This window comes from Actinomadura rudentiformis, from assembly GCF_008923185.1.
Lineage (GTDB): Bacteria > Actinomycetota > Actinomycetes > Streptosporangiales > Streptosporangiaceae > Spirillospora > Spirillospora rudentiformis.
In genome coordinates this window covers 280,774-293,852 of sequence record NZ_WBMT01000017.1, presented here as the reverse complement: position 1 = coordinate 293,852, position 13,079 = coordinate 280,774, and the positions used below count along the sequence as shown (strand labels likewise).

General features: G+C 67.3%; 11 protein-coding genes, 1 pseudogene and 1 riboswitch. Of the genes and pseudogenes, 6 read left to right on the top strand and 6 right to left on the bottom strand.

The annotated features are described in order from the left end of the window. Positions 1-11: 11 nt before the first annotated feature. Complete coding sequence (locus F8566_RS33090; protein WP_151565773.1) at positions 12-494, bottom strand: hypothetical protein; 483 nt, start codon at positions 492-494, stop codon at positions 12-14. A gap of 779 nt (positions 495-1,273) precedes the next feature. After that, a riboswitch (SAM riboswitch) is annotated at positions 1,274-1,360 on the top strand. 66 nt (positions 1,361-1,426) lie between these two features. Here F8566_RS33090 and F8566_RS33085 point away from each other — a divergent pair. From F8566_RS33085 to F8566_RS33060, 5 genes are all read left to right on the top strand, one after another. Continuing rightward, entirely contained in the window at positions 1,427-2,047 is a 621-nt protein-coding gene (locus tag F8566_RS33085) for a GNAT family N-acetyltransferase (RefSeq protein ID WP_264159485.1), read from the top strand. 20 nt (positions 2,048-2,067) lie between these two features. Continuing rightward, positions 2,068-2,391, top strand: a complete 324-nt coding sequence (locus F8566_RS33080; RefSeq protein WP_225993723.1) for a VOC family protein — start codon at positions 2,068-2,070, stop codon at positions 2,389-2,391. Positions 2,392-2,578: 187 nt separating this feature from the next. Beyond that, positions 2,579-2,896, top strand: a complete 318-nt coding sequence (locus tag F8566_RS33075) for a hypothetical protein (protein WP_151565772.1) — start codon at positions 2,579-2,581, stop codon at positions 2,894-2,896. A 636-nt stretch (positions 2,897-3,532) separates the two neighbouring features. Continuing rightward, on the top strand, positions 3,533-3,997 hold the full coding sequence (locus tag F8566_RS52725; RefSeq protein ID WP_404800370.1) for a DUF2637 domain-containing protein: 465 nt from the start codon (positions 3,533-3,535) through the stop codon (positions 3,995-3,997). An 18-nt stretch (positions 3,998-4,015) separates the two neighbouring features. Next, complete coding sequence (locus tag F8566_RS33060) at positions 4,016-4,372, top strand: hypothetical protein (protein ID WP_151565770.1); 357 nt, start codon at positions 4,016-4,018, stop codon at positions 4,370-4,372. Positions 4,373-4,962: 590 nt separating this feature from the next. Here F8566_RS33060 and F8566_RS33055 read toward each other — a convergent pair. The 3 genes from F8566_RS33055 to F8566_RS33045 form a co-directional block, all read right to left on the bottom strand. After that, entirely contained in the window at positions 4,963-5,967 is a 1,005-nt protein-coding gene (locus F8566_RS33055) for an endonuclease/exonuclease/phosphatase family protein (RefSeq protein ID WP_151565769.1), read from the bottom strand. 294 nt (positions 5,968-6,261) lie between these two features. Beyond that, complete coding sequence (locus F8566_RS33050) at positions 6,262-8,547, bottom strand: protein kinase domain-containing protein (protein WP_151565768.1); 2,286 nt, start codon at positions 8,545-8,547, stop codon at positions 6,262-6,264. 19 nt (positions 8,548-8,566) lie between these two features. Then, the gene (locus F8566_RS33045) at positions 8,567-10,621 is read right to left on the bottom strand and encodes an outer membrane protein assembly factor BamB family protein (RefSeq protein WP_151565767.1); all 2,055 of its coding nucleotides are present in this window, start codon (positions 10,619-10,621) and stop codon (positions 8,567-8,569) included. Positions 10,622-10,665: 44 nt separating this feature from the next. On the opposite strand from F8566_RS33045, the gene F8566_RS33040 reads away from it, so the two are divergent. Next, positions 10,666-11,070: a hypothetical protein gene (locus F8566_RS33040; RefSeq protein ID WP_151565766.1), complete on the top strand. Its 405-nt coding sequence runs from the start codon at positions 10,666-10,668 to the stop codon at positions 11,068-11,070. Between the two features lie 143 nt (positions 11,071-11,213). Here F8566_RS33040 and F8566_RS33035 read toward each other — a convergent pair. Further along, positions 11,214-11,501 (bottom strand): annotated as a pseudogene (locus F8566_RS33035) (IS701 family transposase); the annotation flags it as partial. Between the two features lie 738 nt (positions 11,502-12,239). Beyond that, complete coding sequence (locus F8566_RS33030; RefSeq protein WP_151565764.1) at positions 12,240-12,452, bottom strand: hypothetical protein; 213 nt, start codon at positions 12,450-12,452, stop codon at positions 12,240-12,242. Positions 12,453-13,079 lie beyond the last annotated feature (627 nt).

The following is a 13,079-nucleotide window of genomic DNA, read 5'->3' as shown; positions in this document are numbered from 1 at the left end:
TCCTCATCGCATCAGATGATGTAAGAACCGACTTGGCGGCGTTCTTTGGAGGACAGCAACTCCAACGGCAGCAGCGGGATCGCCTCTTGGTTGGCCGCCAGGTAGCAAAGCAGCACCAGCGCGCTGCCGTCCTCGTCCTTGAATAGCAGCCAATGTGCGAGGTCTACCGAGCCGCTGGAGAAACCGGACGAGTGCATTACCGGATCCAGCATCGCCAGGTAACCCTCTGGAAGCAGTTTCTTGCGAATCTTCCGGAAGTTCGCCGACGGGAAGGAACTGACCATCAGGAACAGCTGCTCGAACGTCTGAGTGTGGTGCACGATCCGCCCGGGCGTGACCGGGACCGGAGCCCGCACAACATGGTCGATCAGGTTGGGATGGGCGAGCCACCGCCAGGTCTCCCGAGAGGTCACCGTATCCGGAAGCTTGTCCTCCATCCGCTCCAGGTGTACAGGCAGCCACTCCCGCGCCCACTCGTTGATGAAAACCTCCACCCATCACGATCAACCCCGCCGGCCCTCGATTCTTCCGGACGCGGCCCTCCGCATGTCAAGGCCGCAGGACCCTCCCGCCCCTGGCGCGAGAGAGACTCTGGGTATTCCGGCCCGCACAGATGCCGCATGGGCGGTGCCGACTCACACTGGCGGTAGTGCCCAGCCGTGTCCAGGGGACCATCCTCGCGCCCAGGGGTCCGGCGTTCTCGCGTTATGTCCGATGGGTGTGGCTCGCTTTTAGGGACCGGCTGAGCTGGAGGTTTGTGGCTAGGCTGTTTGATCGCAGGGCCTGGCTTCTACGGTGGGTGCAGGCGTGCGAGGCGGTGGCGTGTCGTGGCAGGAGGAGTTGGCGCGGCGGCACTCTGGGCGGCCAAGTAGCTCAAGCCATCTCGCGACTACACCCATCGACGCCTGCATCCGCCACCTGACCGGCTACGCCGAATACCTCAGCTACCAGCAGGCGCTGGCGGCCGGGTGGCTGATCTCCACTGGCGTCATCGAAGGCACGGTTCGTCACATCATCGGCGACCGCCTCGAAATGGGGCCTGGCCGGCGCCGAGGCCATCCTCAGACTCCGTGCCCTGATCGCCAATGGAGGCCTTTCCGACTACTGGAAATACCACCTCGCCCGTGAACGCCACCGCGTCCACCACGCTCACTACCAGGACAGATACACCCTCACGGCCTGACCAATCAGCTCGTTCCAGCACAAATGCACCCAGCTGCGCCAGCGCACATAGGACTTGACGCCTGCGAGGGCTTCCCGCGATGATCGGCGGCGTTCATCCAGAGGACTCGAGGGACCTGGCCCCATGACGGTCCGGCAACCTGCACACGCAAGGTGCCAATGCCAGGATCGATGAGGAGCTGCCGTGATGCGCCCATGGTTCGACGCGTCCGTACTTGAGGGTGCCCTGGTCCGGCTCGAGCCGTTGTCGGTCGGGCACGCCGATGACCTGGCCTTGGCGGCGGAGGAGGATCGCAGCAGTTACGGCTTCACGCTCGTGCCCCGCGCCGGCCAGGTCACCGATTACCTGGAGGCTCAGTTCACGAGAGTTGAGCAGGGGCTCGTCCCGTTCGCGCAGATCCGGCGAGCAGATAATCGCGCGGTGGGTTGCACGGCCTTCTGGGCTCCTCGGTGGTGGCCCGGTCGTGAGGATCTGCGGGCCGTCGAGATCGGGTTCACCTGGCTCGGCGCGTCCGCACAAGGCTCGGGTATCAATGCCGAGGCCAAGTTCCTGCTGATGACGCATGCTTTCGAGACGCTCGGGGTGGCGCGGGTCGATCTCAAGACCGACGCCCGCAATCAGCGGTCACGGCGCGCCCTCGAATCACTTGGCGCCACCTTCGAGGGAGTGCTGCGCAACTGGTCGACGTCGTGGGCGCCGGGTGAGGAGGATCGCCTGCGGGACTCGGCGATGTATTCGGTGATCGCCTCGGAGTGGGCCACGGTCAAGGACGGCCTGATTGAGCGGCTGGCCAGGCACCAACCACAACCCCCCACCCAGCCGGCCGAGCCCGCACAGATCAGCGAACCCGCCAACCGGGCCTGAACAGGAACACATCACCCGGCATGGGCATTCGTCTGGGCGGCATCGTCATCGACACCACCGACCTCGAACTGCAGGCACGCTTCTGGAGCGGGCTGCTGGGACTGGAGATCACTCGCCGCGAGGCCGACTGGATCACCCTTGGCCCTGGCCTGGCGCTCCAACTGGTTCCCGAAGCCAGGACCGTCAAGAACCGGATCCATCTCGACCTGATCACCGACAACTTTCCCCAGGCCATGGCACACGCCACCGAACTCGGAGCCACACCGGTCGGCGAGATCCACGAGGGTCTCTGGCAGGTCTGGCGAGACCCAGAGGGCAACGAGTTCTGCATCTGCATGTCCTGAGCTCTTCCGATTCACCAGCAGAAAGCGGGACGCTCGATCAATCGCCCGTCCCTGCAATGGAGCTGCACCCAACTCAGAAGCCTTCCGGCAAACGCCTCGTGGCTTTCTTCGCGCTGATGTACTACGCCGCGCTTCGTCCTGAGGAAGTGATGAGCCTGCGCAAGCAGGATGTGGCCTTGCCCCTCTTGTGCTCAACAAGACAACCCAGGAACTGGAGGAACCCGCCGACGCGTGGGGAGAGATCCACCTGAGCGAGGCCCGCCCCTTCGCCGGCGCTGCCTGGACCGACGACGGCACGGCGCGCGAGCAACGGGCCCTCAAACACCGTGCCGAGGGAGAGGGGCGCACCGTGCCATGCGAGCCCGCGCTGACCCGGATCCTTCGCCGGCACCTCGCTGACTTCGGCGACGGGCCGCATGGGCTGCTGTTCTACGGCGTCCGTGGTGGAGATCTGCCCGCCATTACCTCCGGCGTGCCTGGCGCAAAGCCCGCCAGGGCGTCCTGAGTGCCAGTGAAGCCGCCTCACCCCTGGCCGCACGCCCCTACGACCTGCGTCACGCCTGCGTTTCCACCTTGGCTCAACGCCGGTGTCCCGGCCCCGCAAGTCGCCGAATGGGCTGGCCACAGCGTGGAAGTCTTGCTGCGCGTCTACGCCAAGTGCATCGACGGGCAGGACGAGACCGCGCGACGCCGGATCACCGAGGCCCGAGAGGAGGACTGAGAGGGCGCCCCTGTGGGGGCGTATTGGGGGCGGCTAGCCGAACTGAGCCGCATTCATCCGCACACAACTGCATAAAACCCAAAGCCCCTGACCGGCGTTCGCGCTGGTCAGGGGCTCTTTTCGTGTGGTCAGACGGGCGCCCCCGGCAGAGCGCACAGAACATGGGAAACTCCTCTGACCAGCAGATATGCCGTCAGCTGGTGCTCGAGGCGACCGTGTCGCTGCCCCGTGCGCCGCGAGGAATTCATGCGATCCGCGCCGCCCGTGAACGCCAAGCTGCGGTGCCCGAATCGAGCGTTGCTTCGGGTGTCTCCCTTAACGAGACCTCCCGGTCGACGCACCGGAAGGGGGAGCGTGATGGCGAACCCCCATTCCTCCTGGGAGGACCGGGCGATCCGGTGGATCACCACGGTCGGTGTCGTGCTGCTGGCGGCGATCGCGGCGGTGATCTCGTATCGGCATATGTATCTGCTGGTGCGGCGTCATGGGGAGACGTCGTGGACGGCGGTGTTGCTGCCGTTGTCGGTGGACGGGATGATCGCGGTGGCGTCAATGTCGTTGCTGGCCGATTCACGCCAGGGGCGGCGCAGCGGTCTGTTGCCGTGGACGTTGCTGGTGCTGGGTAGCGCTGCCAGTTTGGCCGCCAACGTGGCCGTGGCCGAACCTCCGGTCGTTGGTCGACTCATCGCCGCGTGGCCCAGCTGTGCCCTGATCGGCGCGTACGAGTTGCTGATGCGCCAGGTCCGGCACAGCGCCACATGTAGCGCCGAATCCGGCACCGGTGCCTCAGCCGAGGCTCATGCCACATCTCAGGCCGTTCATACGGGCGCTGAGAAGCCTCATAGAACGCCACCATGGCGACGGCATCCTCGGATGCGCCGATGAGGAAGCTCAGAGCCCCAGGTGAGAATTCACGGGAAGCGCACTGCGCTGGAGCTGGCGCTACTGACCGGGATGTGGCTGCAGGAGTGGTCCACGCTGCTGCTCCCCGAATTGGGAGAGGGGATCAGGCGTCCTGGGGAGCCGGTGGACTTCGACCTGGAGGCGTGCGCGAAGTACGGGCTGCGCCGCAGTGTGTACGTGCCGCCGGCCTCGTTGGCGATGATCGACACATATCTGATGCTGGAGCGTCAGGACGTGGCTGAAGCTTCGGCCAGGTCCCTGGCCCGCCGTCGGAACGACCTGTTCGTGGTCACCAAGGTCAACATCGACCAGGCCAGGTGTACGGCGTCATGGAGGACCGTCGTCGCGCCTTCCTGATCCGAGAAATGAGCCCTGAACTGCGGCGGATCACCGTGCAGGAGACCGAGCACGGATTGAAGTCGTTGGGCGTTTAACGGACATGGCGGACTCATGCTCGGTCCTTCGTCATGGGAGCGGATCCGCAAGGACGCCTGGCAGCGGATGCGCGAGCACGCGAGCTCGCCCGGCGCGCCGGTGCTGCCTGCCCGGGCCCTGGCGATTCCACGACGCTTGCCACACTTTCGCCTTGCAGCTCCTGAAGTACGTGGATGGCACGCGGGTGCGGGAGATCGAACCGAACCCGGCTCGCACCGTGCTGCACCGTTCGCCGTCCTGAATGTGAAGGGCACAAGTCAACCGGGGAGGCGTCGAGGCGTCCGTCAGGCCGGCCTGCTCGCTACGGCCGAACCGGCTGCCGATCGCCTTCCCCGGCGCGCAGGGCTCCCTCCGGCGTCCGATGAGCCATCGCCCAAGCCACGCCCACCGCTAAATATCCCCATCGCCTGTTCCGCTGGTACCAGACCCGCCCCAGAGCCGCCGAATACGACCCATAAGGCGCAGCGTCTACGTTCTTTAAGGATCCAGCCGGGCCAAGCCCGACCTCCGCACTATCGGCGCGGCAGGACGATGTCGGCGCTGACTGGGCGATGGTCGGTCCGGGGCAGTTCATGTATGTCAAATGAACGCACTGCGACCCGCTTGTCCGCCAGGACATGGTCGAGCACCACCGGCGGCACCCAGCTCGGCCATCCGGCAGGCCAGGTGGGACGCAGGCCGTCGCCGACGACGGCGGCGGCGTCGCGGTAACCCGAACTGGTCAGCCGCCGGAGTTCCGCATGGTCGAGGGTGGCGTTGAAATCCCCGGCCAGGATCCGTACCGGGCCCCGCACGTCCGCCCGCGGCAGCGCCCGCAGGCCCGCCTTCCAGCACCACGCCCGGCTGGAGGCGGACGGCGCGCACGGGTGCACCGAGACGACCTCGACCGGTGGCGCACCGGGTACCTCCAAGGTGGCCCGGGCCTGCCCGAAGTGGATGTCGATCATTGGCTGCTCCCGCAACGGGAAACGCGCGTAGAGCGCGGAGCCCGTGACGCCCGGCCTGGGCCGCAGCACCCGGTGCGGCAGGAGCGGCTCCAGTCCCGCCTCATCGAGCGCGACCACCGCTTCCGGGGTCACCTCTTGCAGGGCCAGCACATCGGGCCGCTCGCGCCGCGCGAGGCTCACCAGCACCTCGGCGGGCGCGCTCCCAGCCATCAGGTTGGCCGCCAGTACCCGCATCCTCGGCCCGGCCACCGCCGGGTTCCCGTCAGGCACCATCCTCGGGATCACAGCGCTCGCCAGGACGCCGACCGCCACCATGGCGACCAGGCACGTCCACCATTGACGCAGTACCAGTGTCGCCACCAGGACGATCAGCGAGAGCGCTGCCACGTAAGGCGTGAACGCCACCAACTGCTTCCACAGGAACGCCGGCTCCCAACCGGATGCCCGCAACCCCGCCCATCCCCCGAACGGCACCACGGCCGCCCAGAGGATCGCCCCCACCCAGACTCGCCACCTGCCCTCCCGGTCGCCAACCCCAGCCTCCGCCTCATCCTCCGTGTGAACACTCACGGTCCATCACCTATCGCACATGATTCACCGGTGCACTATCTTGATCACTTATTGGACAGCACTTCGGCGCCGCGGTTCGCGGTGGCGTGCAAAGGTAGGCGTTTTCGCCCGCCCGGTTGAGGCAGGAATTCCGGTCGTCACCCCACCGATCCCAAGCGGTGCACGTCTGGGAACGCGCCGGGCCCGTAGATCCGGACGTTAAGCCGGTCGAACAACGGCTGTGCCGTTCCGTCGACACACCCTCATTCATCCGATGCCTCAGGGCCAGAGGCGCGAGCGAAACCGTGTACTGGGTCAGGCGCGTACAGCGTAGACGGTGGTTGGCAGCGTCTCATCCTGTGGGCCGCCGGCGAAGTAGAGGATGCCGTTCGCGGTAATCAGACGGGAGGTCCTCAGACCGTTGATTCGCTGGACGACCATGCCGGATCTCGGCGCGATGGCCAGGACGCCCGTGTTTGTCGCGAGATGGACGGTATTGCCGGCTGACATTGCAAGCGCGGTGTCAGTGGCGTCGACGGTATGCCGCCACTTCTGCGTACCGGTTTCGGCGTCCAGACCGATCAGTTCGTTGGCTCCGTTGAAGACGCATGCGATGCCCTCGGCGACAGTCGGCGCAAGGAAGCGGGGATTGGGGCCGTTGACGGGGGAGCGCGTGCCGCCGGTCTGGAAACTCCACAGCGTCCGGGCAGATCCCCGGGACGTCGCGGCGAGCGCGCGGAGAGTGCCATCCGCGCTGGCCAGGTAGACCTTCTGACCTGCGACCGTGGGAACCCATCCGCCGGTCATAGCCTTGATTCCGGAGTTCAGGACGCTCCAGAGGACCTCACCGCTGGTGACGTCGACCGCGTTCAGGCCGCGCTCGCTGGAGTAGTAGACGGTGTTACCGGCGATCACCGGAGCGCCGGTGGTGCGGCTCTGGCCTTCGATCGTCCAGCGTCTTCTACGGGTCGCGACTTCCACGGCCGTGAAGCGCCTCTCGCTGCCGAAGTAGAGGACGCCGTCGGCGAACGCGGGATCCGGGAACAGCGAAGTGGTGGTGGGCAGATGCCACTGCGGCTTGCCGGTGGCGACGCTGACGGCAAGTAGGCCCGGTCGCTTGGTCGTGGAATCCGCACCGGGCAGGAAGAGCAGGCCGCCACCCGTCACAAGGCCCCCGCCCATCGCAGGCGCCGCCAGCCGCCATCGTTCCTTGCCGTCGCGGGGATCGAACGCCAGGATTTCACGCGTGGTCGTGTAGACGTAACCGGTGCCGCTGTCGATGCCCAGGATTCGAACCAGGATTCGGGTCGGATCATCCGGGAGAGGCACTTCCCAGCGCCGCTGCCCGTTGTTCGCGTCAAGAGCGACCAGTGTCTGTTTGCCCTCGTACGTCGTCACCACGAGCGCGACACCACCGGAGACGATCGGGCCTGCGTTGAGGTGACCGCGGGAAAGCGCCCACTTCCACAGGAAGCTCGGTTTACGCTGACCGCCGCGGCCTTGCTCGGCCTTGCCGCTGTGTAGCCAGTCGGCTCCCCATGCCGCTACCAGGCCGACCGTGCTGGCAGTGGCCAGGCCGATGCCGAGCAGCTGGCGGCGGCTCGGCCCGCGTCGTCCGTCCGCAGGGCTTCCCGAGATGGTGGGGGCGACCCGTACCGGGCCTTGCGGGATTTGTGCGGTGCGTTGGGCCAGGTCGGCCGCTACGGGAGCGGGCAGCCACCAGGTGCCCTGGGGCGCCGTATGCTCCGCCAGCCCGTTCAGTAGCCACTGCAGCAGCCGGTCGAGCGTGGGCCGCCGAGCGGGCTCCTTGTCGAGACAGGCGACGATGATGCCCTGCAGGCCAGGGTCCGTGATGCCGTCGAGGCGCGGTGCCTCGTTCAGCACCCGGTAGACCATCGCATGCATGGCGCCGGTGCCGAACGGTCCGCTGCCGGTGCCCGCGAAGGTCAGCACCGCGCCCAGGGAGAACACGTCCCCGGCCGGTCCGGCGGCCCGCTCTCCGGTCTGCTCCGGGGCCATGTATCCCGGCGAGCCGACCAGCATGCCCGACCGGGTGATCGCGCTGCCGTCGGTGGCCCGGGCGATGCCGAAGTCGATGACACGGGGGCCGTCCGGGGTGAGCAGCACGTTGGCGGGTTTGAGGTCCCGGTGCACGATTCCGGCCCGGTGCACGGCCGCCAAGCCCTCGGCCAGCGAGGCGCCGAGCGCGGTCACCGCGTCCGTCGGGAATGGGCCGTGCGCGTCCACCGCTGTCTGCAGCGACATGCCCGGCAGGTACCCGGTGACCAGCCAGGGGCTGGGGGCGTCAGGGGCGGCGTCGATGACCGGGGCGGTGAAGGCGCCGCTGACCGCCCGCGCGGCGACCACCTCGCGCCGGAACCGGGCCCGGAACTCCGGATCGGCGGCCAGCGAGTCGTGCACGACCTTCACGGCGACCAGGCGGCCGCTGCCGGAGCGCCCCAGGAACACTTTCCCCATCCCGCCCGCGCCCAGCTTGGCCAGCAGCTGGTATGGGCCGAACGCCGGGGGGTCTTCAGCCTGTAGTGGTTCCATCGGGCCTTCCGTACATTCGTACGCTCCAAGGGGTTTCGGAGGCATCATCAGGGGCCTTGGGGAGGCATCATCGGCCGCGTATGGCGTAGAGGGCTCCGTCCTGGCTACCGACGAAGACGACTCCGCTCGACACCACGGGAGCGGACGGGCCGATGGGCCCACCGGTCGGGAAGCGCCATCGAGGCTCGCCGTCCGTCGCGCCCACCGCGTACAGGTGCTTGTCGGCGCTCCCTACGTAGGCCATCCCGTCGCCGACGAAGGGCGTCGCCTGAATCTGCCCGCCGGTCGTGAATCGCCAGCGCTCGGTCCCCGTTCGCGCATCGATCGCGTAGAGGATGCCGTTGGCATCGCTCAGGTAAAGCGAGCCGCCCGAGAGAGCCGGGGCAGCGGTGGCGCGCTCGGCCGATCCGCTTGCCCCTGGTAGTCGCCGCTCCCAGCGGCGGCTGCGCGTGGCGGTGGCATATGCCCACAGCCGTCCGCTCTCGCTCATCCCGTACAGCACCCCACGCTGGACGACGAAGGGGCTGCCGTCCTGTGCCGGAATCTGCCCCTTCTGCTGCAATGTCCCCGGGGTGTAGAGCCGGATCGAGCCGCTGCCGGACAGGTAAAGACGGCTCTGGCCGCTGTCGTCGGTACCGATCGCGGGTGGACCGTTGACGTTGGTGATCTCACGCATTCGGGTGCCGCCGAAGTCGTACGCGACAACGGTCTTCTGCTGGTTCGCGCTGTTCCCGGTTAGCACATACAGGCGCCGGTCGCCGATCGCGGGCGGAGAACCAGTGGACGCATCGGCAGCATGGTTCCACCGTGATTGGCCCGTTGCCAGCTCCACGGCGTGCAGGGAGCCGTCACCGCCGACGGCGAAGAGCATGGCCCCGGCGATGACGGGCTTGGCGGAGAACGGACTGTTCAGCGCAGCAGCGGGATAGCGCCAGCGTTCCGCGCCGCTCACCGCGTCGAAGGCGACGAGTTGCCCGGTGTTGGTGCCGACGATGACGAGACCGTGGCCGAGGACCGGGCCCGAGGCGACTGGGGCCCCGACGGCCAGCTTCCGCACCAGCGTGCCCTGCGTGATAGCCCGCAACGCCCGCGCGGACGCCTCGCCATTGTTTCCGCCGGAACCGCCCGTCCCGCCAGAGACTCCGCTGGTGCTCGCCGCCACGGCCGCCACCGCCCCACCGGCGACGAGTGCGATCGCTCCGCCCGCGCCGAGGAGAAGGCCGCGGCGGCTCAGCGGTCTCCGGTGAACCGGCACCCGCCGGGTGGACTGGAAGATGCCGGCCGAGACGGGCGGCGGCAGCCAGGCGGTGCCCTGCGGGGCACCGGTGGCGAGCCAGCGCAGGACCTGGTCCGGGGTGGGCCGCCGGACGGGATCCTTGTCGAGACAGGCGGCGATGAGTTCGCGCAGGCGAGGATCGGAGACACCGTCGAGTCGCGGCGCCTCGTGCACCACCCGATAGATCATGACCTCCATCCGGGACCGGCCGAAGGGACCGCTTCCGGTGGCGGCGAAAGCGAGCACCGCGCCCAGCGAGAAGACGTCTCCGGCCGGACCGGTCTCGCGGCCCTGGGCCTGCTCCGGCGACATGTAGCCAGGGGAGCCGACGACGGCCCCGGCCCGAGTGATGGCACTGACATCGGTCGCGTGGGCGATGCCGAAGTCGATGACGCGCGGCCCGTCCGGGCTGAGCATGACGTTGTGCGGCTTGAGGTCGCGGTGAACGACACCGGCCTGGTGAATCGAGATGAGAGCCTCCGCCAGACCGGCTCCCAGCGCAGCGACCGCCAGGGGCGGGAACGGCCCGTATCGCTCGACGGCCTCATTCAAAGGCAGGCCCGGCAGGTAAGCGGTGACCAGCCAGGGACTCGGGGCGTCGGGGTCGGCGTCGATCACGGCGGCGGTGAAGGCGCCGCTGACCGCCCGCGCGGCCGTCACCTCACGCCGGAACCGAGCCCGGAATCCCGGATCATGGGCGAACTGCTCGTGGACGACCTTGATCGCCACGGTGAGCCCGGCCTGGGAGCGGCCGAGGAACACCTGTCCCATGCCACCCGCCCCGAGGCGGCCAAGCAGCCGATAACCACCGATCTCCGATGGATCCCCCGGCTCCAGCGATGCCATCAACGCTCCCGTAATATCGCCCGGCCCCGCCGGAGGGTAACCGCGTGTCTTATCTGATCGTTATCGATCGAGCGGCACCACTCATGAACACGGGGGCAGATGCGTCCTGGAGGGCTGAGGGGCATGTCGCTGCGGCGCGGGAGGCGATGGTTGAGAATCGCGTGGTGGAGGGTGCCCGCGCCGCCCTGCACCAGGGTGCCCAAGCCCATGGTTTCGAGGCCGAGGTGTGGACGCTGGAGCTGGCCGGTCTGGTGGTCAAGCGCATCACCGGCGTGCGGGCGCCCACATCGGTGTGGTGGCTGTTGACTGGGCGGCTGGGCTGGAACCTGCAAGCGCTGCGGCCCGCACGGCAGCCGGCCGAACGGATCTTGGCGGCGTTGAAACCCATGTGGCCAACACCGCCACCGATTAGTACTGCAACGGCCAATCGTGACTACGGCGGTGGGTGACCGCGCCGCTTATAGTGGCAGGGGCGGGCCTGAGCCTGGCGCCGCCGTCGCCAATCAGACCAGTCACGGACGTGGTCGGGTTGTGGCCGTTGGGTAAAAGCGCAGTGCTGCGAGCAGGCACCGGATTTCATTCACGGTGAGCGGTAGCAGGCGTCGTGGCGGCGGATCTGGTAGTGATTCAGCCCGGCCTCGTTCTTGGCGGCTTGGAGGCATTCCTCGATCTGCCATCTGCGTCCGGCGACGCTGATCAGTTCGTCCAGGGCGGTGCGGGCGGGGCCGTAGCACTGGTAGTAGGCCAGTTCGCCGTCGCTGATGCGGCGGCGGGCCAGCACCCAGCGGCCTCGCCCGGGCGCCGGTGGCCGCAGGGTGATGCGGGCCCAGTCATACAACCGTTGGCCGTGGGCGCCCGCTCCGGCCGAGCGGCGATGCCAAGATCGAAGGCCCAGCGCGGTGACCAGGTCATCGAGTTGGCTCTCGGCGATCGCACCCGGGACCGGGCGGTGTCGTTGCGCTTGGTTGCCTGGACGTCTGGGCGTCAACAAGTACCAATAAACTGGGGGCTAGAGGGGGATCGCATGCCATACATCCGGCCGAACAGTCTCTGATAAGAGAATTGCGAACAAATATTCTTATTACTTTCTGAGCTGCAAAATCCTTTCCACCGTCATGGAGGGCAGGTGGTCTCCGATGGGCGAGCCCCAAGACTCAGGTAGGTAGCCTTGATGTTCGACTCGAACACTGAACGCTCAACGAACACACTCGCAACCAGCGTGTCACGCCATTTGTGACGTGCCCTCTCGATCTGGGGAACGGAATTGTAGGAACTCCCATCCTTCCAGATCAGAGGGCAGCGCCATCACCGTCAGGCACGTAGATACAGGCTCAGCCCCAGTCGGTCCCGGCCACTGTGGACCCGCCTGATCGCTCGCCATCGTAGTAACCGCCGGTGGATAGTACGGCGGCCAGGATGAGAGCGGCCCCAGCCAGAAGGATGGTCGCGGCTGTGCTCAGAGCGGTCTTCCTAATCGACATCATGTTCCTTTCGCCAGTGGCTCGAAGCGCCGCTTCGTCGGATGGGGAGAGTGTACCGGGCCGTATTATCGATTCGTTATCGTCGTGCCCAATGCATCCGGGACTGCTGAATCCCGGCAAGGCCGGTTCAAATGGGATCACCATCTTTCTTCTTCGCTGCGGGTGCCGGTTGCTGACCGACACGCCTTCTCGGTCATGTACGACGACATGCCGTCGGCCAAGAGGACAACCCAATCGGCCACCTCATCTCCGGGCTCGACCGGGTGGTCGAACGCCTCACGGCTGGTCAGCTCATCGAGCAGGTCCCGGCTGACCGTCTTCTTCAGGAATGGGTGCATAACCAGGCTCATTACGATGGCGTTGACCCGGCCCCGAGGGCCGGCCGGGCTCCCGCGGAGCTGCTGGAAGACGCCGATTGCTCCCCATGGTCACTTCCCCAGTCTGGTGGCTGGACCGCCCCAGGCGCAGCCCGGCAGTGGTCCGGCCGATAACCGATCGATAGCGCGGCGCCGGAGAATGTCTGCCGGATCGATCCGTCACACGGTCTCCCCCGGGAGTGAGCATGTCCGAGCCCGATCTTCCTAGCCATCTGATCGCACGGACACCGCCGGTGCGGATTCCTCGCGATCGTGGTGGCACAGACGGCTGGCCGCCGGGGCCGGTGTGGTGTTGGTGGCCGTGCTGACGGTCGTCCTCCTCGGAGAATCCGGCCTGGCCAAGGCGAGGCTGGTCGCTCCGGCAAGCGGGCCCGATCCCGGGCCCAGCGGGCTGATCGTTAAAAGATCCCGGATCGGTGCGGGTGTCGGCGGCCACGGTGCGCGCTTGCGCCCGGGGGAGGGTGAGGAGGAACAGGAGGGACACTGCTCGTAGTCTGGCGCAGTCGACTACTCGGGGTCGGATTTGACGTTTCCAATGCTCCCAGGCTGGATAGTGAACGGTGCTTACATCGCCGCTCTCCAGGTGGCCAAGACCCTATC

What these genes read in the sequence shown, in the direction of transcription:
- F8566_RS33080 (WP_225993723.1), top strand. Translation starts at nt 2,068, where the DNA reads ATGGGCATTCGTCTGGGCGGCATCGTCATCGACACCACCGACCTCGAA.
- F8566_RS33030 (WP_151565764.1), bottom strand. Translation starts at nt 12,452, where the DNA reads ATGAGCCTGGTTATGCACCCATTCCTGAAGAAGACGGTCAGCCGGGAC.
- F8566_RS33045 (WP_151565767.1), bottom strand. Translation starts at nt 10,621, where the DNA reads ATGGCATCGCTGGAGCCGGGGGATCCATCGGAGATCGGTGGTTATCGG.
- F8566_RS33050 (WP_151565768.1), bottom strand. Translation starts at nt 8,547, where the DNA reads ATGATGCCTCCGAAACCCCTTGGAGCGTACGAATGTACGGAAGGCCCG.